The sequence below is a fragment of the Coprococcus sp. OM04-5BH genome (genome assembly GCF_003482105.1).
Lineage (GTDB): Bacteria > Bacillota > Clostridia > Lachnospirales > Lachnospiraceae > Coprococcus.
Genome location: NZ_QULM01000004.1, coordinates 98,057 through 121,617, shown reverse-complemented (window position 1 = coordinate 121,617; position 23,561 = coordinate 98,057). Strand labels below are relative to the sequence as shown.

16 protein-coding genes are annotated in these 23,561 nt (G+C 42.5%); 3 read left to right on the top strand and 13 right to left on the bottom strand.

Going from position 1 to position 23,561, the window contains the following annotated elements:
• The 3 genes from gltB to DXB54_RS08865 all read right to left on the bottom strand — a co-directional run bounded on the left by gltB (position 1) and on the right by DXB54_RS08865 (position 7,918).
• Positions 1-4,542 (bottom strand): glutamate synthase large subunit, encoded by a 4,542-nt coding sequence (gltB, locus tag DXB54_RS08875; RefSeq protein WP_118694949.1) that lies wholly within the window; start codon positions 4,540-4,542, stop codon positions 1-3.
• 510 nt (positions 4,543-5,052) lie between these two features.
• On the bottom strand, positions 5,053-7,128 hold the full coding sequence (locus tag DXB54_RS08870) for an LCP family protein (RefSeq protein WP_158578220.1): 2,076 nt from the start codon (positions 7,126-7,128) through the stop codon (positions 5,053-5,055).
• Positions 7,129-7,255: 127 nt separating this feature from the next.
• Positions 7,256-7,918, bottom strand: a complete 663-nt coding sequence (locus tag DXB54_RS08865) for a DUF3592 domain-containing protein (RefSeq protein WP_118694947.1) — start codon at positions 7,916-7,918, stop codon at positions 7,256-7,258.
• A gap of 340 nt (positions 7,919-8,258) precedes the next feature.
• Between DXB54_RS08865 and DXB54_RS08860 the strand changes: the two genes are divergently transcribed.
• Both DXB54_RS08860 and DXB54_RS08855 read left to right on the top strand, forming a co-directional pair.
• Positions 8,259-8,993, top strand: coding sequence for a glycosyltransferase family 2 protein (locus DXB54_RS08860; RefSeq protein ID WP_021937579.1), 735 nt, complete (start codon positions 8,259-8,261; stop codon positions 8,991-8,993).
• A 324-nt stretch (positions 8,994-9,317) separates the two neighbouring features.
• A complete protein-coding gene (locus DXB54_RS08855) occupies positions 9,318-10,541 on the top strand; it encodes a UDPGP type 1 family protein (RefSeq protein ID WP_118694946.1) in 1,224 nt (407 codons plus the stop codon).
• A 165-nt stretch (positions 10,542-10,706) separates the two neighbouring features.
• On the opposite strand, the gene DXB54_RS08850 is transcribed toward DXB54_RS08855, so the two are convergent.
• The 9 genes from DXB54_RS08850 to DXB54_RS08810 all read right to left on the bottom strand — a co-directional run bounded on the left by DXB54_RS08850 (position 10,707) and on the right by DXB54_RS08810 (position 20,831).
• A complete protein-coding gene (locus tag DXB54_RS08850) occupies positions 10,707-12,146 on the bottom strand; it encodes a sugar transferase (protein WP_021937581.1) in 1,440 nt (479 codons plus the stop codon).
• Between the two features lie 148 nt (positions 12,147-12,294).
• Entirely contained in the window at positions 12,295-13,728 is a 1,434-nt protein-coding gene (gene gatB / locus DXB54_RS08845; protein ID WP_118694945.1) for an Asp-tRNA(Asn)/Glu-tRNA(Gln) amidotransferase subunit GatB, read from the bottom strand.
• Position 13,729: 1 nt separating this feature from the next.
• A complete protein-coding gene (gatA, locus tag DXB54_RS08840) occupies positions 13,730-15,199 on the bottom strand; it encodes an Asp-tRNA(Asn)/Glu-tRNA(Gln) amidotransferase subunit GatA (RefSeq protein ID WP_199708751.1) in 1,470 nt (489 codons plus the stop codon).
• A 23-nt stretch (positions 15,200-15,222) separates the two neighbouring features.
• Positions 15,223-15,510 carry an Asp-tRNA(Asn)/Glu-tRNA(Gln) amidotransferase subunit GatC gene (gene gatC / locus DXB54_RS08835; RefSeq protein ID WP_021937584.1) on the bottom strand — a complete coding sequence of 96 codons (288 nt, stop codon included), beginning with the start codon at positions 15,508-15,510 and terminating at the stop codon, positions 15,223-15,225.
• A gap of 94 nt (positions 15,511-15,604) precedes the next feature.
• Complete coding sequence (locus DXB54_RS08830) at positions 15,605-16,408, bottom strand: glycosyltransferase (RefSeq protein ID WP_118694943.1); 804 nt, start codon at positions 16,406-16,408, stop codon at positions 15,605-15,607.
• Between the two features lie 14 nt (positions 16,409-16,422).
• Positions 16,423-17,637, bottom strand: a complete 1,215-nt coding sequence (locus DXB54_RS08825) for an NADP-dependent isocitrate dehydrogenase (RefSeq protein WP_021937586.1) — start codon at positions 17,635-17,637, stop codon at positions 16,423-16,425.
• 136 nt (positions 17,638-17,773) lie between these two features.
• Entirely contained in the window at positions 17,774-18,754 is a 981-nt protein-coding gene (locus DXB54_RS08820) for a biotin--[acetyl-CoA-carboxylase] ligase (RefSeq protein ID WP_118694942.1), read from the bottom strand.
• A gap of 63 nt (positions 18,755-18,817) precedes the next feature.
• The gene (locus DXB54_RS08815) at positions 18,818-19,282 is read right to left on the bottom strand and encodes a hypothetical protein (RefSeq protein ID WP_118694941.1); all 465 of its coding nucleotides are present in this window, start codon (positions 19,280-19,282) and stop codon (positions 18,818-18,820) included.
• 265 nt (positions 19,283-19,547) lie between these two features.
• The gene (locus tag DXB54_RS08810; RefSeq protein WP_118695022.1) at positions 19,548-20,831 is read right to left on the bottom strand and encodes an adenylosuccinate synthase; all 1,284 of its coding nucleotides are present in this window, start codon (positions 20,829-20,831) and stop codon (positions 19,548-19,550) included.
• A 291-nt stretch (positions 20,832-21,122) separates the two neighbouring features.
• Between DXB54_RS08810 and DXB54_RS08805 the strand changes: the two genes are divergently transcribed.
• Positions 21,123-22,001 carry a LysR family transcriptional regulator gene (locus DXB54_RS08805; RefSeq protein ID WP_021937590.1) on the top strand — a complete coding sequence of 293 codons (879 nt, stop codon included), beginning with the start codon at positions 21,123-21,125 and terminating at the stop codon, positions 21,999-22,001.
• 103 nt (positions 22,002-22,104) lie between these two features.
• On the opposite strand, the gene purB is transcribed toward DXB54_RS08805, so the two are convergent.
• On the bottom strand, positions 22,105-23,559 hold the full coding sequence (gene purB, locus DXB54_RS08800; protein ID WP_118694940.1) for an adenylosuccinate lyase: 1,455 nt from the start codon (positions 23,557-23,559) through the stop codon (positions 22,105-22,107).
• Between the last annotated feature and the right edge of the window lie 2 nt (positions 23,560-23,561).

Below are 23,561 nucleotides of genomic sequence, written 5' to 3'. Positions count from 1 at the left end.
TTATTTACCTCCATTCTTGATCTTGTAAAATGCTTCTATTGACGCCTGTTCACTTGACATTCCTTTTTCCTCAAGAGAAACCATGGTATTCATCATCCTCTCGTAATCAACAGGAATGATCTTCTTGAACTTAGGCAGATAACCTGCGAAGTCATCAAGGATCCTCTTTCCAACCTCTGAATTGGTATTGTTTACATGATCCATGATAAGCTGCTTAAGCTCATTTATCTCATACTTGTCAGTGAGGGTCTCTATGTTGATCATTTCCTTGTTAAGTCTCTTGTAGAGATCGTTGGACTTATCAAGGACATATGCGATACCTCCGCTCATACCCGCAGCGAAGTTCTTGCCAGTTCGTCCAAGAACAACCACCTTACCGCCTGTCATGTACTCGCAGCCATGATCACCGACACCTTCTACAACAGCCACAGCTCCGGAATTACGGACTGCAAATCTCTCACCTGCCACACCGTTTATAAATGCCTTACCGCTTGTGGCACCGTAAAGGGCAACATTTCCTATTATGATATTATCCTCATGCTTATATTTCGCAGCTCTTGGCGGATATACAATAAGCTTACCGCCTGACAGTCCCTTACCGAAGTAGTCGTTGCTGTCACCCACAAGCTCAAGAGTAAGTCCCTTTGGAATAAATGCACCAAAGCTCTGTCCGCCGGCACCGTTACACTTTACCAGATAAGTATCCTCTTCAAGGCTCTCGCCGTACTTCTTTGTGATCTCAGAGCCAAATATGGTACCTACCGATCTGTCAGTATTCACAACATCTATCTCAATGCTCTTTCTCTGCTTCTTGGCCAATGCCGAGCCAAGCTGCTTCATGAGTATCCTCATATCAATTGTCTGATCAAGCTTGAAGTCATATACATTCTTCTCGTTATACTTAACCTTATTCTGAGGCATATCAATGTATGGGTTATCAATGATCTTTGAAAGGATCACATTTCTCTTCTTAGCCTCTTCTCCGGCATATAAGAGATCTGAACGTCCTACCAGCTCATCAACTGTTCTTATACCAAGCTTGCTCATGTACTCCCTAAGTTCCTCAGCTATAAACAGCATGAAATTCTTCACATACTCAGGCTTACCCTTAAATCTCTTACGAAGCTCAGGGTTCTGTGTTGCCACGCCCACAGGACATGTATCCAGATTACATACTCTCATCATTACACAGCCCATTGTTACCAGTGGAGCAGTTGCAAATCCGAACTCCTCTGCACCAAGCATTGCTGCTATAGCCACATCACGGCCTGTCATAAGCTTACCGTCAGTCTCAAGGATAACCTTATTTCTCAGGTCATTCTTTATAAGGGTCTGATGGGTCTCAGCAAGTCCAAGCTCCCATGGAAGTCCTGCATAGTGTATTGAGTTGTGTGGTGCTGCACCTGTTCCTCCGTCATAGCCGGATACCAGGATTACCTGAGCACCTGCCTTGGCAACACCGGCTGCTACAGTACCAACCCCTGCCTCTGAAACAAGCTTTACTGATATTCTCGCGTCCCTGTTGGCATTCTTACAATCATATATAAGCTGTGCCAGATCCTCGATAGAGTAAATATCATGATGAGGTGGTGGAGATATAAGACTTACTCCCGGAGTTGAAAGTCTTGTCTTGGCGATCCAAGGATATACCTTACCGCCCGGAAGGTGTCCGCCTTCACCAGGTTTTGCACCCTGTGCCATCTTTATCTGGATCTCCTTGGCACTTACCAAATATCTTGATGTGACACCAAATCTTCCCGAAGCCACCTGCTTGATGGCTGAGCACCTGTTCTTACCGTCAGGTCCTATGGTAAGTCTCTCAACAGACTCACCGCCCTCACCGGAGTTGGACTTTCCACCCAGCTCGTTCATGGCTATTGCCATACATTCATGGGCTTCCTTTGAAATTGATCCGTAGCTCATGGCACCGGTCTTAAATCTCTTAACAATGGAGCTTGCAGGCTCTACTTCATCAAGTGGTATTGGTTTATCTGCATATTTGAACTCCATGAGATTTCTCAGATGGAACGGTCTCTGTTCGTTGTACAGTGCCTTGGTGTACTCCTTGAACTTGCTGTAGTCACCTGTCCATGTGGACAACTGGAGAAGATGTATTGTATTAGGATTATACAGGTGCTCCTCCTTGTTTCCTCTGAACTTGTGGGCACCTATGCTTGTAAGGGCAAGGTTTGTATCAAGTCCCAGCGGGTCAAATGCTGATGAATGAAGATCATCCACTGTCTTCTCAAGCTCTGCTATGCCTGAGCCCCCCACAACGCTTACAGTGTTGGTGAAGTATCTGTCCACAACCTCCTTTGAAAGTCCGATACATTCAAATATCTGTGAACCCATGTATGACTGGATGGTGGATACACCCATCTTGGAAGCTATCTTAACTATTCCATGACATATTGCACTGTTGTAATCATCAACTGCAGCATAGAAATCCTTGTTCAGCAAATGGGAATCAACCATCTGCTTAATGGTGTCAATGGCAAGATATGGATTTACCGCGCAGGCACCATAGCCAAGAAGTGTAGCGAAATGATGTACATTTCTTGGATCTGCACTTTCAAGGATAATGGCAACCGAAGTTCTCTTCTTTGTTCTTACCAGATGCTTCTGCATAGCTGACACAGCAAGCAGTGATGGTATAGCCACATGGTTCTCATCAACCCCCCGGTCTGAAAGTATAAGGATATTTACCCCATCCCTGTAGAGCTTATCAGCCTCAACGAACATTCTGTCTATGGCTTTCTCCATTGATGTGTTCTTATAATATAATATAGGAAGAGTTGCAACCTTAAGGCCCTCAACCTTCATGTTCTTTATCTTAAGAAGATCCGTATTTGTCAGGATAGGATGATTGATCTTAAGCACATGACAATTCTCCGGCTTCTCATCAAGGATGTTACCGTCCTTTCCGAGATATACTGATGTGGAGGTTACGATTTCCTCTCTTATGGCATCAATAGGTGGGTTTGTAACCTGGGCAAATAACTGTTTGAAGTAGTTAAACAGCGGCTTGTGATGATTTGATAAAACAGCCAGCGGAGTATCTGTACCCATGGCATGTATAGCCTCTGTACCCTTTTCTGCCATTGGATAGATGGTATTCTTGAAATCCTCATAGGTATATCCAAATGCCTTCTGAAGTCTCTGTCTTTCCTCGTCTGTATATTCCTCAACGCGTACGTTGGGTATCTTCAGATCCGAAAGATGTACCAGATTGCTGTCAAGCCACTCACCATATGGCTTAGCCTTGGCGTACTTCTCCTTGATCTCCTCGTCTGAAATAAGGCGTCCGTTCACAGTATCCACAAGAAGCATACGTCCCGGTCTCAATCTATCCTTCTTCACGATCTTGGCAGGATCAACCTCCAGAACACCAACCTCTGACGAAAGGATAAGGTAATCATCGTCTGTAATGTAATATCTTGATGGTCTGAGTCCGTTTCTGTCCAGTACGGCTCCCATTACATCTCCATCTGTAAATAATATAGAAGCAGGTCCATCCCACGGCTCCATCATGGTTGCGTAGTATTGATAGAAGTCCTTCTTCTCCTGACTCATATATCTGTCATTCTCCCAAGGTTCAGGAATTGTTATCATAACCGCAAGAGGAAGCGGGATTCCATTTAACACAAGGAACTCAAGGCAGTTATCAAGTCTTGCTGAGTCTGAGCCGTCAGGATCCAGCACAGGCATTACCTTGTACATTTCATCCTGCATGATAGTTGATTCCATGGTCTCCTCACGGGCTATCATCTTATCCTCATTTCCACGGATTGTGTTGATCTCACCGTTATGGCACAGATATCTGTATGGATGGGCTCTCAGCCAGGAAGGAGTTGTATTTGTTGAAAATCTTGAATGTACCAGTGCGATTGCTGATTCATAATCAGGATCCTGCAGATCATTATAGAAGAGTCTCAGTTCTCCAACCAGGAACATTCCTTTGTATACTATTGTCCTGCTTGACAGTGAAGGTACATATGTATCATCATTACTTTCCTCAAATATCCTTCTTACAAAGTAAAGCTTTCTGTCAAAGTCCATTATATTCTTTATTGAATCAGGCTTCTTAATAAACGCCTGCATTATACATGGCATAACATCCAATGCTTTCTTTCCAAGTATTCCCGGAGTTGTAGGCACCTGTCTCCAGCATAAGAACTCAAGACCTTCCTTCTCTACGATAACCTCAAACATCTTCATGGCCTGTTTTCTCGGAAGCTCCTTCTGAGGGAAGAAGAACATACCAACGCCATACTCTCTCTCATTTCCAAGATCATATCCCATGGCCGAAACTGTCTTGCTGAAGAACTTGTGGGATATCTGGAGAAGAATACCAACACCGTCTCCGGTCTTACCCTCTGCGTCCTTTCCGGCTCTGTGCTCAAGATTTTCTACAATCTTAAGTGCATTGTTCACCGTCTCGTGAGTTTTGATTCCTTTTATATTAACAACAGCTCCTATACCACAGTTGTCATGCTCATAACTGCTGTCATATAAACCTATGCTTTCTCGTAACTCTTTCATCACTGCACCTCCTGGTTATTGGCACGGCTCGGCGTGCCTTCCTTTTTATATCATTCTACACTTTACTCGTATTTTAAAGGCAAATACCTTTCTTAATAAAATTGCGGTATTTTTGTTTTTTGCTTGTTTTTATTGTGTAAATGTTGCTTTTTGCTTGTTTTTCCTTTTCTAGTTCGATACTATACTACCTTTTATCCAGTTTGTAAATAGTAAATTTTATCAAGTTGTCAGATAGTTTCGCAATTCTCTTATATGCGTTTTATTGTATTTACTATTCATTTAATTGCGTATACTTTTTTCATTAGAGTCCCTGTCGTCCCGTTATACACAGACTTAACTAATATAAGAGCTTATTTCAATAAAAAAAGACCATAATCACAGTCATCAAAACTGTAGTTTATGGTCTTCTGATATATTGCTTATATTAGATTATTTTTTCTGATTATTTCAAATTATTTCTATAACAATACGAGTACAAAAATACTATTATGATATTATCACGTCACCGTCTTACTCAGCAGCAGTAGTTCCCTCCTCGCTGGACTCCTCTTCACCGGTGGTATCTGCTTCCTGACCGGCCTGTGCATCTCCCACACCGCCTGCCTGCGCATCTCCCGTACCTGTTACTCCTGTAAGACTCTTTAATCTGTCACTTATGTCACTTACAGTATTAGATACAGTGTATCCTCCATTTCCATAGAGATACTCATGAAGCCTCTTGACATTGCTGCTCAGATCATTTGCAGCTACAACTCCCTGATTATCGGAAAGTATAACTGAGCTGTACTCCATAGGGAAACCAATCTCTTCCTTAAATTCATATGCGGACACCTTCTTGGCAAGCTTAACCATCTCATCTTTGGTGATACTTGTAGAGACAAATCCAAATGACACATCTACGAATTTAAGAACTGTGGCAGCATCCATGCTCTTAACCTTGCCTGCTATGGCAAAAAGAACCTTTCTCTGTCTCTCTGTTCTTGTTATATCTCCCTTATCGGTAGTCCTTATCCTTGAATATGCCACTGCCTGCTCGCCGTTTAACACCTGCTTGCCGGCAGAGTGGATACCCTCGATAAAGTCACCGGACTCCTTTATCTGATTTGCAATGCTTAAATTAAAGGCGTCAAGCTCGCTCTCATCCACATCAATGGTAACTCCACCAATGGCATTTATTATACTTGCCAGTCCGTCAAAATCAATAGTAACAAAATCCGTAATATTAAGATCAAGATTTGTATTAAGTGTATTGATACTTGTCAATGCTCCGCCCATCTGATAAGCGTAATTGACCTTCATTGCACTGTTGTCCATGCCATAGGTCTCAAGCAATGTATCTCTGTATACTGATACTGTCTTGATCTCTCCTGTAGCATTGTTTATGCTGAGTAACATTACACAGTCACTGTTGGTGCCGCTGCCCTTGTTGCTGTCTGTTGAATCAACACCATAAAGGGCTATAGTAGTGTATCCCTTTGTTTCCTCGGCAACGCCTTCGTTGGTAACTATATCTGCCTGCTTGATATTGATAACATTTATATCGTCTCCCATAAGAGTCGCTCTCTGCTTGAGATAAACCACGCATAAAGCTGCCAATGCAAGTACCATCACAATAAACACTGCTGTCCAGCCTTTATTGCTCTTCTTCTTTTCCACCGGAAGTTCCTCAGGCATATGCTCCTCGCCCTCATAGAGATCATCAAGGTATCCTAGATCCCTGCCATCATCCTCCGGATACGGCTCATCTTCATATTCCTCATGGTATCCATCGGTCTCTTCATCTGTATATTCGTCATTCTGATCATAGTCTGTCTCATCGTCAGCGTAAGTCTCTTCTCCATAGTCATCGGTCTCGTCTGCGCAGGTCTCTTCTCCGTAATCATCGGTCTCGTCATCGTAAGCCCCATCCTGATAATCATCAGTCCCGTCATGCGCGCAAGTCTCCTCCCGGTAACCTGCGGTACCCTGCTCTTCCCGAATATCATCAATATGGTCTGCCGCAGCACTTCCCGGATGACTTCCGCCGTCATCATCAAGTCCTGCAGTATTTTGATCCATTGTACTGTCATCTTTCTCTTCCTCTGCCGGCATATCATTTTCATGAAGAGATGCAGCCGCCTCTGCAAGAGCATTAACCTGTGCCAGTACCGATTCAACCTCCTCATCAAGATTCCTCGGCTTTTCTATCTTCTTTTTTACACTATCAGGTATATTAACCTTCATAGTCTCACTTGCAGGTACTGATGTGGTTTCAGGTTGTTTCGTCTCAAAGCCTGTTGACGCAGGCTTTAATCTGTCCGTCCTTACATCACCAGCTTTCTTGACATCATCAGCTTTCTTAACATCATCAGCTTTCTTAACGTCACCAGCTCTCCTTACGTCATGGGCTTTCCCTGCGGAATTGCCCATCCTGTCATTTGCAATATCATCCTTACCGGATGAGGTTGCCCCTGCATTATGTCTGGATATTATAGATGAAAGATCATCTTCGTCTTCAAAATCTCCAACTATCTCATCAGCTCTCTGCATTGCCTGTGCCTTAAAGGCAGCCAGACGCTTCTCGTATTCTGACATATTATTATCCATCACGGATTTCCTCTCAATCAAAATTGTGTGTTTATTTGCATACCTTCTTGTATAATACATTATTTTTACAATTTTTACAAGACAGGCATGGCAGAGTGGCATAATTTATTGCATTTTTGTTTCGTTTTTATTGCATCCCGCTATCTTTTTGTCCTTCCTTTATCCGGGTCCACATGTATATCGCCACCATAAATGCCACAAAAACCAATATTCCCACACCTGTCTTAAACTTTACAGACATGATTCCATGAGTATTTGCCAGGCACACTATATCATCCGGCTGATTGCTTCTGTAATAAATATCAACCTGATCTCCCACCGAAGGATAAAAATGAGCTTTTTTTATTATCGCCTTATGTATCCTTCCATCCACCTTGTATTGAAGATACACATCCTTCTCCGTATTTATATCACCATCTGTATCATAGGTGTCGTACACTTCAACCCCGGTCACAGCCGCCACAGTTTTCTTTCCATTATCTATTATATCCTGCTCCTGCCGTTTCGCTTTTAAGGCTCCGGCTATGGATACTATGCCACACAAGGCAATTATCCCGACAATATATACAAATGCCATGCCTCCGCCTTTTTTCTTATGCCCACCCGTCTCCTTAATGCGTCCATTTGGCTCTTTGCTGTATCCACCCGGCTTTTTATCGTATCCATTCAGATTATATCCGATAAGATCATGGTTTCTTTCCTCTTCCGGTTTATCTATCTCATTATTTCTCACCTTCATAAACAGGTGGACTACCACCGCACCAATAGCTCCCCACACAAGAATATTCATCAGCCCTATATCCTCCATCAATTTTTATATAAGTCAATCTAAATATATATCCGCAAAATACATTGCCTTCTCACATCACATTGCCATCTCCACATGTAATCCAGATATCCTTTAAGTAAAGTGGTTGTAAAAAACAGTCCCAAATTATATTTATGACCGAAAACAGTTTGAAAATGACGACGCGAATCTCCCATATCACTTAAGTTCTGCCCCTTTCCCCCTTAGACTTGACAGCCATTATCAAAAAATGTATATTGTCTGTAAGACTGTTTAGAGGTGGAAATCCACCAGTGATATTTCCGCTTAAACACATAATTATTTACGGATTTTGGTGACTAAAATGAATGAAAATATAACTTTATCTGTTGTTATGCCTGCATATAATGAAGGACAGCATATATATGACAATCTGGTAGAGACAGATAAGATCTTAAGTACTTTCGTCAGACGCTATGAAATAATCGCTGTAAATGACGGAAGCAAAGACAACACCTGGGATGAGATAAAAAGAGCAGCCTCTAAGCTCGCCTCAGTCTCAGACTACGGCTACAGTGATAACCATGGTAAGGGATACGCCATTTGTCACGGAATAGAAAACGCCTCCGGCAGATATATCGCATTCCTTGACTCCGATCTGGAGCTTAGCCCTAAAATGCTCAAGGGCTTCCTTAAGATAATGAAGGAACAGGATGTAGATATAGTTATCGGCTCAAAGCTTCACAAGGACTCAAAGCTTGACTACCCATTGATCAGAAAGATCATGAGTTACGGATACTACCTTATGTTAAAGGTACTCTTCCGCCTCAATGTCCATGATACCCAGACAGGTATAAAGCTGTTCAAAAATTCTGTCATAAAGCCTATCACCGGCACTCTTGATACCGCCGGCTACGCCTTTGACATTGAGATTCTTGCCAAGGCAAATAAAAAGGGCTTCCGTATTGCCGAGGCTCCCATCACCTTAAACTACTCAAGAGATGACGCAGGAGACGGCCGCAGGATCAAGCCCGCTGACATTTTTCAAGTTTTTAAGGACACAATAAATATTAAGAAGAAACTAAAGAGCTACAATTAAACTATCGATATGATTTGATATGCAGCATCAGCCCGCTGCCAGAGTAAGCACCCATGTGTTGAAAACACATATTGAAATGGCACAATCAACCTGTCGCCGAGAGGAGGTGTCTATGCATCGAAGATGCATATTGGAATGACGCCGAGAGGAGGTGTCTATGCATCGAAGATGCATATTGGAATGACACCGACGAAATGTCGCCGAACGAATGTGAGGGGACAACACCAACACGTATGTGAGGTGACACCACTAACACGAATGTGAGGGGCGATACCAAATAAACCAATTTCAATGGGCTGATGTTCCAAGAATAGGGAGAAAATTATGAATTATAACGAAGCATACGAATTGCTGAAAGCTAAGAATCAGTTACACATACTCAGGTACTATGATGAGCTTGACAACGAAGGAAAAGAGTCTCTGTTAAAGCAGATCTCAGATATAGACTTTTCTATTTTAGATAATCTTCATGCTAAGGAAGAGAAAAAGGAATCTACCATTGTGCCTATAAAAGCAATGATGCTTGAGGATATTGAGAAAAAACGCGACGAATACAAGTCTGCAGGTCTTAAAGCCATTAAGGCAGGGGATCTGGCACTGGTGCTTCTTGCCGGCGGACAAGGAACCCGCCTTGGTTTTGATGGTCCTAAGGGGACCTTGAATGTTGGTGAGACAAAGGATATGTTCATCTTCCAGCTTCTTGTGGAGCACACTCTGGATGTAGTGCATGAGTCCGGTACATGGATTCACTTCTTCATAATGACAAATGTGAAGAACCATGAGCAGACCACCACATTCTTTAGAGAGCATGATTATTTCGGATACAACAGGGATTATATCCACTTCTTCCGCCAGGAAATGGTTCCTTCAACAGATTTTGACGGCAAGATCCTCTTAGAGGACAAGGGCCGGATATGTCTCTCTCCAAATGGCAACGGCGGCTGGTTCTCTTCTCTTGAGCGAGCAGGCCTTATGGATACAATTGTTAAGGACAATATTAAATGGATAAATGTATTCTCTGTAGACAATGTTCTTCAAGGCATTGCCGACCCTGTCTTCCTGGGGGCTGTTCTTAAGGAAGGCTATGTATCAGGCGGCAAGGTTATAAAGAAAGCAGATCCTCATGAGCGTGTAGGTGTTCTCTGTATGAAGGACGGAAAGCCTTTCATTGTTGAATACTATGAATTAAGCGAGGAAATGGCTTACGAGAAAAATGAACGGGGTGAGTACGCATACAACTATGGTGTCACCCTCAACTATATGTTCCCTGTAGACAAGCTTATGAACCTGTTAGACAAGAAAATGCCGCTTCATGTGGTAAAGAAAAAGGTTCCTTACATTAATAATGAAGGTGAGCTTGTTAAGCCTGAGGAACCAAACGGTTATAAGTTTGAGACTCTTGCCCTTGATATGATAGGCTACATGGAGACCTGTCTTCCATTTGAGGTTGTAAGAGAAAAGGAATTTGCCCCTATTAAGAATGCCACAGGCGTTGACTCTATTGAAACAGCCAAGGCTCTGTTGGTTAAAAACGGATATACACTGTAGATTAAATAAATCAGCAATGTTCAGATGCGATCATGCAAGCATGATTTTTGAATAAAGTCTTATTACAAAAATCCGGAGGATGTGTGTAACATTCTCCGGATTTTTTCATTTATTTGTTTTATCGTTTCTTTGGATCACTTGCACACTGATCCGTATATCAGATGACTAGAACGAATCCGTTGTCTCATCAAAATCAGCCGGCTTCTCATTCTTCTTTACACGCTTCTTAACATCCTCTCTTATGGCTGTTGTCATATTTGCATCTATTCCTTCAGTATTCTCCTTCTGGAACAGGATCTTAAACGTCAACAGAATGAGCTTAATATCAAGCCATACCGAATACTGCTCATAATAGGTAAGATCCAGCTTAACCTTGTCTCTTGGTGTTGTATTGTATTTGCCGTACACCTGGGCATAGCCTGTAAGTCCCGCTTTCATCTTAAGACGATAATCGAACTCAGGGAACTCTTCCCTGTAGAGAGCTGCAATCTCCGGTCTTTCAGGTCTTGGACCCACCATCGACATATCGCCCTTAAGTATGTTGAATATCTGTGGCAGCTCATCCAGATGAAGTGATCTGATGACCTTACCAACAGGTGTGATCCTGTCATCATTCTTCTTGGCAAGCTGGGCTCCTGCCTTCTCAGAATCCATTCTCATGCTTCTGAACTTGTATATCTTAAACACTCTTCCGTTTAAGGTAAGTCTGTCCTGCTTATAGAATACAGGTCCTCCGTCATAGAGCTTGATACACAGGGCAATTATTATCATAAATGGCGAGAATAACACCAAAAGTATAATGGCACATATAATATCAAGGATTCTCTTACCGATTACATCCTCTCCGCTTAAGCCTCTGTTACGCGACAGAAGCAACGGTGTATCAAAGAGGTGGATAGGCTCCGCTCCAAGGATGATGATATCTGACAGCTTCGGAACAACATAGGAACGGATGGAATGTTCAAAGCAATACTTAACCAGTTCATTTCTTATGTATGCCTTAGTCTCACATATTATAACGCCCTCATAATCAAGGATCTTCTCCTTGATAACCTTCTCGCCTTCACTGACATGTATTATATCCTGAATAACATATTTGTCTTTTCTGGCATTTATCTTCTCAATGAACTCCTTAGGAGTCTTGTATCCATATATAAGAAGCAGATGTCTTGGAGGATAATACTTTCTGTACATATATCTGCATATAAACACCCATGCAAATATAACCAGAAGCTCCGCTCCCGACAACTCTACAAGAACCAGTGGATTAATATAATCACGACATACCATACAGAGCTGTATGTATGCAACAATATTTGCGCATACCATAGACAGGATCTGTGAGTAAAGTACATCTATGATCCTTAAAAATCCCACCTTGTAACCACCATAAAGCTTAGTGAACAGGAACACTATAAGTCCATACATTCCTACAACAGCCCAGTTACCTCTCATGGCGAAAGGTATTATAATGTCTTTTGAGTAATTTGTGTACCACAGGTACGCAAACATCAACACTTCTATAGCCAGCAATACAAAGCCTTCAAAAAATGATATCACTCTCTTATAGATTTCTCTTTTTTTAACAGGTCTGTTCTCTTCCATATCTTACTCCTGCTTTATTGAACATCAGTTCATTTAAAATTTGTCTGTTTAGTAGTGCCCCCTTGTTTACACCCGGAGGCATCCCGTAAGCACCATTCAAAATGTGATTCAACACATAGGCGCTTACTCTGGCAAATGACTAACACAGTTATTTCAACAGCTCCCGGAGCATCTGATTAACAGATCCCGGATCAGCCTTTCCCTTCATTGCCTTCATAACCTGTCCCACAAGTGCACCAAGAGCTTTCTCTTTTCCGCCCTTGTAATCCTCTACAGCCTTGCTGTTTCCTGCTATGGCTGCTTCACAGGCTGTCTTAAGGGCACCCTCATCATTTACGGTTGCAAGGCCATGCTCCTTAACATAAGCCTCAGGATCTATATCCTCAGCAAATACATGCTCGAACACTTCCTTTGCAACATTTCCGTTGATGGTTCTGGCGTCCACAAGCTTAATAAGCTTGGCAAGATTTTTAGCTGTGAACTTAATATCCTCAGGATCCATCACATTCTCCTTAAGGAGTCTCATGGTCTCTACCATGAGCCAGTTAGACACCTTCTTAGGTGCTGCTCCAAGAGCTATGGTATCCTCGAATATATCTGCAAGCTTCTTTGAGTTTGTGATAATGTCAATATCGTAATCAGGGATCTGATACTCTTCTCTGTATCTTGCCCTCTTCTCATCTCTGAACTCAGGCTGCTTTGATCTTATCTCCTCAATCCATTCGTCACTGATGTGTATAGGCACCAGGTCAGGATCAGGGAAATATCTGTAATCCTGGGCGTCTTCCTTTGATCGCATAGGATATGAATATTCCTTTGTATCATCCCATCTTCTTGTTTCCTGAACTACCTTCTCGCCGGATTCAATAAGATCGATCTGTCTCTCTCTCTCGTTCTCAATGGCACGGGCAATAGCCTTGAAGGAATTAAGGTTCTTGGTCTCTGTTCTTGTACCGAACTCCTCTGCTCCAACCTCTCTTACGGAAAGGTTTACATCGGCTCTCATAGAGCCCTCGTTGAGCTTACAATCTGAAGCACCAAGGTACTGTATTATAAGTCTGAGCTTCTCAAGGTACGCAATAACCTCATCTGCGGAACGCATATCAGGCTCTGATACGATCTCAATAAGAGGTACACCTGAACGGTTAAAGTCTACCAGTGAGCTGTCAGTATATGGATCATGGACCAGCTTGCCTGCATCCTCCTCCATATGGATCTCATGTATCCTTACAAATTTCTTTTTTCCCTCAACCTCTATCTCAACCTTACCGTCCCTGCATATAGGATAGTATAACTGGGATATCTGATAGTTCTGTGGGTTATCAGGATAGAAATAGTTCTTTCTGTCGAATTTGCAATTTCTTGTAATATTACAGTTTGTGGCAAGACCAACTGCCATAGCCTTCTCAACCACTGCCTTGTTAAGGACAGGAAGTGAACCCGGCATACCTGTACATACAGGACATGTATGTGTATTAGGTGCTCCGCCGAATGCTGTACTGCATCCACAGAAGATCTTTGTCCTGGTTGCAAGCTCTACATGAACCTCAAGTCCTATGACTGTTTCATATGCTTTACTCATGTTAGTTCTGCCCCCTTTCTGCCACATCTGCAGGTCTCTTATATTCTCTTGTCTGCTCATATGCATAAGCAGCTCTTATTATAGTCTTTTCATTAAATGCGTCGCTGACCATCTGAAGTCCTATCGGCATTCCGTCCCTGTCATATCCGCACGGAAGTGATATACCCGGAAGTCCTGCAAGATTTACAGGTACTGTATATACATCTCCAAGATACATCTTGATAGGATCACTGAGTGACTCTCCCATCTTAAGAGCTGTTGTAGGCGCAACAGGTCCAAGGATTATGTCATACTTCTCAAATGCCTTGTCGTAGGCCCGCTTTATAAGTGCCTTAGCCTTTAACGCCTTTACATAGTAAGCATCATAATATCCTGAGCTTAGTACAAATGAACCAAGCATGATCCTACGCTTAACCTCAGGACCGAAGCCCTCTGAACGGCTCTTCTTGTACATGTTGTGAAGATCTGTATAGCTGTCTGTTCTGTAGCCGTACTTAACTCCGTCGAAACGCTCAAGGTTTGAGCTTGCCTCTGCCGCTGCTATTATATAGTAGGTAGGGATAGTATACTCAACCATTCCCAGGTCAAACTCCTCTACAATAGCTCCCTTTTCCTCAAGCTTCTTAGCCGCCGCATAAACAGCGTCCTTTATATCAGGGTCAAGCCCTTCTGAGAAATAATCTCTCGGAAGACCTATCTTAAGCCCCTTTACATCATCCACAAGAGCACCGGTGAAATCATTATCATCTCTGTTCACTGATGTGGAATCCTTCTTGTCATACTGGGAAATGATCTCAAGGAGTGCCGCACAGTCTGTAACATCCTTTGCAAGAGGTCCGATCTGATCAAGAGATGAACCGTATGCAATAAGACCATATCTTGAGACTCTTCCGTAGGTAGGCTTGATACCTGTAACACCACAGAATGACGCAGGCTGTCTTATGGAACCACCTGTATCTGATCCAAGGGCACATACAACCTCCTCTGCCGCAACTGCTGCCGCAGAACCACCTGATGAACCACCCGGAACCTTATTCTTGTCCCATGGGTTTTTTGTCTCGCCGTAATAAGAGGTCTCTGTTGTGCTTCCCATGGCGAACTCATCCATATTTGTCTTGCCTACTATGACCATACCTGCCTCAATAAGCTTCTCTACAGCCTCTGAGGTATATGTAGGTACGAAATTTGAAAGTATCTTTGATGAGCATGTGGTGAGCATTCCATTAAGACACATGTTATCCTTGATAGCCACAGGCACACCTGCAAGGGGACCTGTAAGCTCCCCATTATCTATCTTCTTCTGTATCTCCTCTGCCTGCTTCATCACGCCTTCTCTGTCAGCCACTGTCACAAAGCAGTTATACTCGCTGTCATATCTCTCAATGCTGTCCATGCAGGCTTTGGCGGCCTCTGCAACGCTTACCTCTCCTGCTTTTATCTTCTTGCCTAATGTAACGGCAGTCAAACTCATTAAATCCAAGTCCTTCTACCTCCTTAATCAAATGTCTTCGGAACCTTGTAGCAGCCGTCTTTTTCTTCCGGTGCATTCTTTAAAAGATTCTCTCTATCATCACCATTTGTCACCACATCCTCACGGAATACATTGTTGTATGGGAATGTGTGGCTCATGGCCTCTACATTGTCTGTATCAAGCTCGTTCAACTTGCCCACATAATCAAGCATATCAGACATATCCTTCTTCGCCTGCTCCTTCTCTTCCGCAGAAAGCTCCAGCTTGGCGAGTATGCCTACATAATCAATGGTTTCATCTGTAATTGTCATTGGCCAATCCACCTTTACGAATCTATAAAATGAGTTAATGGCATATAAAGCCACTTTCTTGATATTACCATATATTGGTATCCTTTGCAAATTCTTATATGCTTTGTTTCCTTAAGAACTTCTTGTATATTATGTCCCTGAGCCTGTTCGTGGAAAGAGCCACCAGGATATTGGCTGATGTCCTTACCATATAATCTGCAAATGAAAACCAGCCTGCCTTGTAATACTTCCTGTTAAAGGCCTTCATGGACTTCAGATATTCCCTGCCACCACGACGCATATAGGTGTCGGAATTTACCCTCATGCACACCAGCGGTTCCTCAAGATTGTACCCCCTTGAGCCGTCCATAAGCATTCTTATCCACAGGTCATAGTCCTCAATCCACGGAGCATGTCTGTATCCACCGGCATGTACTGCCCTGCTTTTTCTGAACACGACTGCCGGATGGTTAAATGGATTTCTCCTTCTTCCGTACTTCATGATCTCCTCATGGGTGACAGGCACAGCCTTGATCTTATCCGGATGCTCCATGTCTCTGTCAAACTCACTGACATAGCAGCTTATCACATCGGCAGAATGAGCCTCCATTGCCTTAAGCTGCTTCTCCACCCTGTCAGGCTTTGAATAATCATCTGTATCCGCCCTTACGATATATTCATTTGTGCACACCTTAAGTCCTGCTGCCAGAGCCTTTCCAAGTCCTCCATTTTCAGGGAGGGCTACTATCTTTATCTTTTCCTTATATGTGTCTTCGTATTCATCAAGTACAGAATCAAGCTCAGCATTAAGCGGTCCGTCCTTTACTATCACAACCTCTGACGGCACATAAGTCTGGGCAAATATACTGTCCAGACTTATGCGTAACCAATCAGATTTTTCCTTATAATAGACCGCCATCAATACACTATATCCTAGCAACCTAATAATGCCTCCAATGTTTCTCTGATAGCCTTTATAAAGTTCTCACTATTTAATACTACAGGGTTAGGAAGGGTTGTGATAAGGGCAAGATCCTTTGTCATCTTTCCATCCTCTATAGTCTTTATTGTTGCTTCCTCAAGCTTATCTGCGAAGTCCTGAAGCTCCTTGATTCCATCAAGCTCTCCACGCTTTCTTAAAGCGCCAGACCATGCAAATATTGTTGCAACCGAGTTGGTTGATGTTTCTTCTCCTGCAAGGTACTTGTAGTAATGTCTCATTACTGTACCGTGAGCTGCCTCATACTCGTAATTTCCGTCCGGTGAAACAAGTACTGATGTCATCATGGCAAGTGAACCAAATGCAGATGAGATCATATCACTCATAACATCACCGTCATAGTTCTTGCATGCCCAGATGTAACCACCCTTTGACTTCATTACTCTTGCAACTGCGTCATCTATAAGTGTATAGAAGTATTCGATTCCTGCTGCATCAAACTTCTCCTTGTACTCATTGTCAAATATCTCCTGGAAGATATCCTTGAATGTATGGTCATACTTCTTTGAGATCGTATCCTTTGTGGCAAACCATAATGACTGCTTTGTATCAAGAGCATAATTGAAGCAGCTTCTCGCAAAGCTCTCAATAGACTTGTCAATATTATGCTGTCCCTGGATAACTCCCGGTCCGTCAAACTTATGGATGGTCTCCTTGATAACCTGTCCGTCATCACCTGTAAATACAAGCTCTGCAGTACCGGGACCCGGAACGTCGATCTCTACACTCTTATATACATCGCCATAGGCATGTCTTGCTATTGTAATAGGCTTCTCCCAGTTCTTAACACATGGCTCGATTCCCTTGACAACAATAGGTGCCCTGAACACTGTACCATCAAGTATAGCTCTTATAGTACCATTCGGACTCTTCCACATTTCCTTGAGATCATATTCCTTAACACGGGCTGCATTTGGAGTTATGGTTGCACACTTAACAGCTACACCATACTTCTTTGTTGCATATGCTGAGTCAAATGTAACCTTATCGTCTGTCTCATTTCTGTGTACCAGACCCAGGTCATAATATTCTGATTTGAGATCTATAAATGGATATATAAGTTCATCCTTTATATACTTCCAGAGTATTCTGGTCATCTCATCTCCATCCATCTCAACAAGTGGTGTTGTCATTTGAATCTTATTCATCTTAAAAAGCCTCCTTAATTTATCTTTTCAGGGAATCCCCCCTGATATTCATTTAGCTTAACGTCCTCTCGATTATAGCAGATGTACGTTACCTGTGCAAATTATTACTTTTTGGTACTCCACTACTTAATCTTACTTATACATATCCGTATATGCCCCTGACAGACACCTCTCCGGATATTATCTCTGACTCCTTGCCGTCTATATCCCTGACCTTGAGACCTCCGTCAGGACTTAAGCCAAGGCTTGTGTATTCGGTTTTATCTTCATTTTCTATCACATACACCTTCCGGTTAAGGTTCACCAGCATTTCGTTATACTCATCCACCATAAATCCCAGATCCTGATTTTCACAGAACATACGGTAAAGCCTCTCAAACTCATTTGCAACACAGGCCACGATCTTTGACCTGTTGGCACCTTTGCCATTTTCCAGGAATATGGAAGTAGCCCTGTCCTTAAGCTCCTCCGGAAATTCCCTGTTATATATATTTATCCCTATTCCTACCACAACATATTTAATATCCTCACCCTCAGAGCTCATCTCCGTAAGGATACCGCATATCTTCTTACCGCCGATCACTATGTCATTAGGCCACTTGATCTGAGGCTTTATGCCCTCAACATGTCCCAGTGCCCTTGCTATGGCAAGGGCTGCCACAAGAGTAAGTCTTGAGGCAGTGGTTATCTCAACAGACGGCTTAAGGAGAAATGTCATAGCAATAGCTGTTTTGCTGTCCGTAGTCCAGCCTCTGCCACGTCTTCCTCTTCCGCTTACCTGACAGTCTGCCACGAACAGATCACCGTCCTGTCCGTCTGTCTCTCCGGCGATCTTCGCCCGGATATTGGTGGAGTCTGTCTCATCATAATAAAATATCCTCTTTATCATGCTATCCGGAGCCATGTACTTTCTGATATTCTCCTCAGACATCACATCCGGCTCAGAAACAAGACGATAGCCCTTATTATTTACCCCTTCTATTACATATCCTGCCTGCTTAAGGCTGTTTATATTCTTCCATACGGCGGTTCTTGAAACCCCAAGTTTCCGGCACAGCTCCTGCCCTGACACAAAATCATTACTTTCCCTTAGAATCTCTAAAATCTTATCTTTCATCTTATCACTCCAACCTTATTGAACATCCGGCAATTTAACCATGTCCAATTAAACTATGTTCGTTTACTCAGTTGCCTCATTATATATTCCAGTCTTCTTGAGCAGTACCTTATATATGGCGTCACACTGGCCGCGTTTACCCGAAAAAGGGAGTATCATGTTCTTTCTTCCCATATCAAGCTTTATTATATAATAAGGCATGTCCGGATTCGGAATCACGAGATTAATATTTGTAATACTGTCATAGGATATTATCCTGGTCCTGTTCTTCTGTATCATGTGTATACCATCATCAGAAAATACATAGGTGGCGGTATATGCTGCCGGTCTGAAGGACCCTGCAAATAATGTACAGCCATACAATATGGCACATATTCCAAAAGCAGCCTTTATCATCCTCATTCCGCTTCCGTTAAATGCCATGTATATAAGCCACACTCCAAGGATAATGAATATAAGCCCTACAATCCTGTATGCATTTCTTGTGGCAGGTCTTTTCTTAACTATGTGTGTTAAATGTTCTTCCAATATTATTTCTTCCGTTTTCTCATATTTGCCTTGCGACATAACATCATAATTATATAATTGTTGCCGCACTCTTTCAACCCAAAAAACAGCGATAAAACACGCTATGCGAGTTTTATCCGCTGATTAGCAGTCGTCAAATGCAATCATGCAAGCATGTTGCACTTGACGACTGCCACAACAGATAACAAAAAAGACGGTGTCGCATGAACACCGCCGTTTTCTGTCCACTGTAAGGAATCGCCTTAACAGTCATTATCCTGATCTATTACTTATTTCTGTAGATAATATCGTTTCTTCCAGGACCATTTGAGATCATTGTGATAGGGAAGCCGATCTTTTCCTCGATGAACTCAATGTACTTTCTGCAGTTCTCAGGAAGGTCTTCGTAGTTCTTGATACCTCTGATATCGCACTTCCATCCAGGAAGAGTCTCGTATACAGGCTTAGCCTTCCTAAGCTTATTTGTTGTTGGGAAATCTGTTGTAATCTCGCCATCAATATCATAGGCAACACATACAGGAATCTCGTCAAGGTATCCAAGTACATCAAGTACAGTAAATGCCACATCTGTTGCACCCTGAATCCTGCAGCCGTAATGTGAAGCAACACAGTCGAACCATCCCATTCTTCTTGGGCGTCCTGTGGTAGCACCGAATTCGCCGCCGTCGCCGCCACGTCTTCTGAGCTCATCTGCCTCATCGCCGAATATCTCACTTACAAATTCTCCTGCACCAACGGCACTTGAATATGCCTTACATACAGTGATGATCTGCTTGATCTCATATGGTGGGATACCTGCGCCGATGGCACCGTATGCTGCAAGTGTTGATGATGATGTAACCATTGGGTAGATACCGTGATCAGGATCCTTCATTGATCCTAACTGTCCCTCAAGAAGAATATTCTTTCCTTCCTTGATAGCCTTGTAGAGGTATGCTGAAACATCACATACATAAGGCTCAACCATGCTCTTGTATTCCATTAATGTATTGTAGATATCATCTACCTTTAATAATGGCTGATGATATAAGTGCTCAAGTAACACATTCTTCTGGGTTATAACTCTCTCGATCTTGTCCCTTAAGTATTCCTCATCCTCGAATAACTCTGAAACCTGAAAACCGATCTTTGCATATTTATCTGAATAAAATGGTGCGATACCTGACTTTGTTGAGCCAAATGACTTACCTGCAAGTCTTGCCTCCTCATATGTATCAAACATGATATGATATGGCATTACCATCTGTGCTCTGTCTGAAACAAGGATCTTAGGTGTAGGAACCCCCTGTGCAACAACTGTCTTTATCTCATTAAAAAGCTTTGGAATATCAAGTGCAACACCATTTCCGATTATACTTACTACGTTATCGCTGAAAACTCCCGACGGAAGTGTATGGAGTGCAAACTTACCATAGTCATTTACAATAGTATGACCTGCATTTGCTCCACCCTGGAATCTGATAACTATATCTGACTCCTGTCCTAACATATCTGTGATCTTACCTTTTCCTTCATCGCCCCAGTTTGCACCTACGACTGCTCTTACCATAATAAATTCCTCTCTTTCGTTGCCTTTATCGGCAATCATTGATTTGTCCTTACAACATAATGATGGCACACACATCAAATGTAACGATGTGGCAGAAATCATCACATTGTACAAAACTATACATAATAGAGAAAAGGTGTAAAAGAAACTTTACACCTTTTACTTTATGATTATATCTAATTGTTAAATATAAGTAAAATTAATATTGTTTATATTTAACATAAGTATATTTTATGATATAATATTTTTGTAAATTTCGAATTAAGAACACAAGGAAAGGTCTCATTAACCATGAATATAAATCTTGAATACTATAAGGTTTTTTATTATGTGGCGAAAGCCGGCAACATCACCCTGGCAGCAAAGGAGCTGTGCATATCCCAGCCTGCGGTAAGTCAGGGGATAAAAGCCCTGGAAAATGATCTGGATACGGAATTATTCATCCGCACCAAGAGGGGTGTCAAGCTGACCCAGGCAGGGGAAACCCTGTTCCACTATGTGGCAAAGGGTTATGAAAGCATACTTCTGGGAGAAAAAAAACTAACTGATCTAAAAGACATGGATTCCGGTGAGATAAGAATAGGTGCCAGTGACATGACGCTACAATATTATCTGCTCCCATACCTGGAGAAATTCCACCAGTTGTATCCCGGAATAAAGGTAACTGTCACCAACGCTCCCACTCCACTTACCATCGAACACCTTTATGCCAACAGAATAGATTTCGGCATAGTCAGTACCCCACTGCCCGGAGACACAAGACTGTCCATACGGGATGCAAGACCACTGCGGGACTGCTTCATTGCCGGAAAGAAATTCGAATATCTCAGGGATCAGGTTCTGTCATACCACGACCTTATGGAGCTACCCCTCATCTGCCTTGAGCCAAATACCAGCACAAGAAAATATGTAGATACCTTCCTTCTCCAGAATGCCGTATCCCTCACACCTGAATTTGAGCTATCAACCAGTAATATGATAGTTCAATTTGCAGCGAAAAATCTTGGGATAGGCTCTGTAGTCTACGACTTCGCCGAGGACGCCATAAGCGACCACCAGGTATTTGAACTTAAGTTCAACAATCCGATCCCTGCAAGAAAGATGTGTATAATAAGCGACCACACCCACGGCATGAGTGTTGCCGCTAAAAAATTAATGGAACTGCTGTAAAACAGCAGTTCCATTTTTCTTTAAATACATATCCACTCAAAATATTTTAGAAACAAATATTTTCATTACCGGATATTTTATCTGAATATTGTTTTAATGCATTTTATACATTAATCTCAGCAGTCATTCCAAGCTCGTCCTTATTTGCATCCAGGATAGGCTTGACAATCTCAGCAAGGAACTCTCTTGTCTGCTCAGGAGCACGTCCAACGAAATTCTTAGGTTCAAGGATTGCAGTGATCTCTTCCTTTGTCATACCGAATGCAGGATCCGCTGCAATAAGATCCACAAGATTATTCTCAAGGCCAAGAGCCTTAACCTGTCTTCCTGCCTCCATTGAATACTCACGGATCTTCTCATGAAGCTCCTGACGATTTCCGCCTCTCTTAACAGCGTCCATCATTATATTCTCAGTTGCCATGAATGGGATCTCCTTCATGAACGCCTGATAGATAACCTTGTCATATACAACAAGTCCGTCAACAACATTTAAGTAGAGATCAAGAATTCCGTCTATTGCAAGGAATGCCTCAGGTATTGATATTCTTTTATTTGCAGAGTCATCAAGGGTTCTCTCAAACCACTGGGTTGCCGCTGTAATTGCAGGGTTTAAAGCATCTGCCATAACGTAATTTGCAAGGGAAGCAATTCTCTCACTTCTCATAGGATTTCTCTTATAAGCCATAGCTGATGAACCGATCTGATTCTTCTCGAACGGCTCCTCGATCTGCTTAAGGTGCTGAAGGAGTCTTATATCATTTGAGAACTTATGTGCTGACTGGGCAATTCCCGAAAGTACGTTGAGTATTCTTGAATCTACCTTACGGGAATAGGTCTGTCCCGAAACAGGATAACACTCCTTAAATCCCATCTTCTCAGCTATCATTCCGTCGATCTTTCTTATGGTCTCATGATCTCCGTTAAAGAGCTCAAGAAAGCTTGCCTGGGTTCCTGTGGTTCCTTTTGAGCCAAGAAGCTTCTGCTGTCCTATCATATATTCAAGGTCAGAAAGGTCAAGAAGTAATTCCTGCATCCACAGGGTTGCACGCTTACCAACTGTAGTTGGCTGTGCCGGCTGAAAATGTGTAAATGCCAGTGTAGGAAGATCCTCATACTTCTCTGCAAATTTTGCAAGCTCAGCGATCACGTTTAAAAGCTTCTTTCTGACTAACTTCATTGCCTCTGTCATAACGATAACATCTGTATTGTCACCAACGTAGCAGCTTGTGGCACCAAGATGGATTATACCTGCTGCCTTAGGGCACTGAAGACCGTATGCGTATACATGGCTCATAACATCATGACGAACTAATTTCTCTCTGGCCTTAGCCTCTTCATAGTTAATGTCATCAACATGGCTCTTAAGCTCTTCAATCTGCTCATCTGTAATTCTGTCATTGCCGTCAGCGTCCTTGAGGCCTAATTCCTTCTCTGTCTCTGCAAGAGCTATCCAGAGTCTTCTCCATGTCTTAAACTTCATGTCAGGTGAAAAGATATACTGCATTTCCTTGCTTGCATATCTTTCACAAAGTGGGCTTACATACTTATCATTACTCATTT

Bases quoted from the DNA above. Each gene is read 5' to 3' on its own strand.
- gatB (WP_118694945.1), bottom strand. From the start codon at position 13,728: ATGAGTAAAGCATATGAAACAGTCATAGGACTTGAGGTTCATGTAGAG.
- DXB54_RS08820 (WP_118694942.1), bottom strand. From the start codon at position 18,754: ATGAAAGATAAGATTTTAGAGATTCTAAGGGAAAGTAATGATTTTGTG.
- DXB54_RS08830 (WP_118694943.1), bottom strand. From the start codon at position 16,408: ATGGCGGTCTATTATAAGGAAAAATCTGATTGGTTACGCATAAGTCTG.
- DXB54_RS08860 (WP_021937579.1), top strand. From the start codon at position 8,259: ATGAATGAAAATATAACTTTATCTGTTGTTATGCCTGCATATAATGAA.
- gatA (WP_199708751.1), bottom strand. From the start codon at position 15,199: ATGAGTTTGACTGCCGTTACATTAGGCAAGAAGATAAAAGCAGGAGAG.
- gltB (WP_118694949.1), bottom strand. From the start codon at position 4,542: ATGAAAGAGTTACGAGAAAGCATAGGTTTATATGACAGCAGTTATGAG.
- DXB54_RS08805 (WP_021937590.1), top strand. From the start codon at position 21,123: ATGAATATAAATCTTGAATACTATAAGGTTTTTTATTATGTGGCGAAA.
- DXB54_RS08855 (WP_118694946.1), top strand. From the start codon at position 9,318: ATGAATTATAACGAAGCATACGAATTGCTGAAAGCTAAGAATCAGTTA.
- DXB54_RS08810 (WP_118695022.1), bottom strand. From the start codon at position 20,831: ATGGTAAGAGCAGTCGTAGGTGCAAACTGGGGCGATGAAGGAAAAGGT.
- purB (WP_118694940.1), bottom strand. From the start codon at position 23,559: ATGAGTAATGATAAGTATGTAAGCCCACTTTGTGAAAGATATGCAAGC.
- DXB54_RS08870 (WP_158578220.1), bottom strand. From the start codon at position 7,128: ATGGATAATAATATGTCAGAATACGAGAAGCGTCTGGCTGCCTTTAAG.
- DXB54_RS08825 (WP_021937586.1), bottom strand. From the start codon at position 17,637: ATGAATAAGATTCAAATGACAACACCACTTGTTGAGATGGATGGAGAT.
- gatC (WP_021937584.1), bottom strand. From the start codon at position 15,510: ATGACAATTACAGATGAAACCATTGATTATGTAGGCATACTCGCCAAG.
- DXB54_RS08850 (WP_021937581.1), bottom strand. From the start codon at position 12,146: ATGGAAGAGAACAGACCTGTTAAAAAAAGAGAAATCTATAAGAGAGTG.
- DXB54_RS08865 (WP_118694947.1), bottom strand. From the start codon at position 7,918: ATGAATATTCTTGTGTGGGGAGCTATTGGTGCGGTGGTAGTCCACCTG.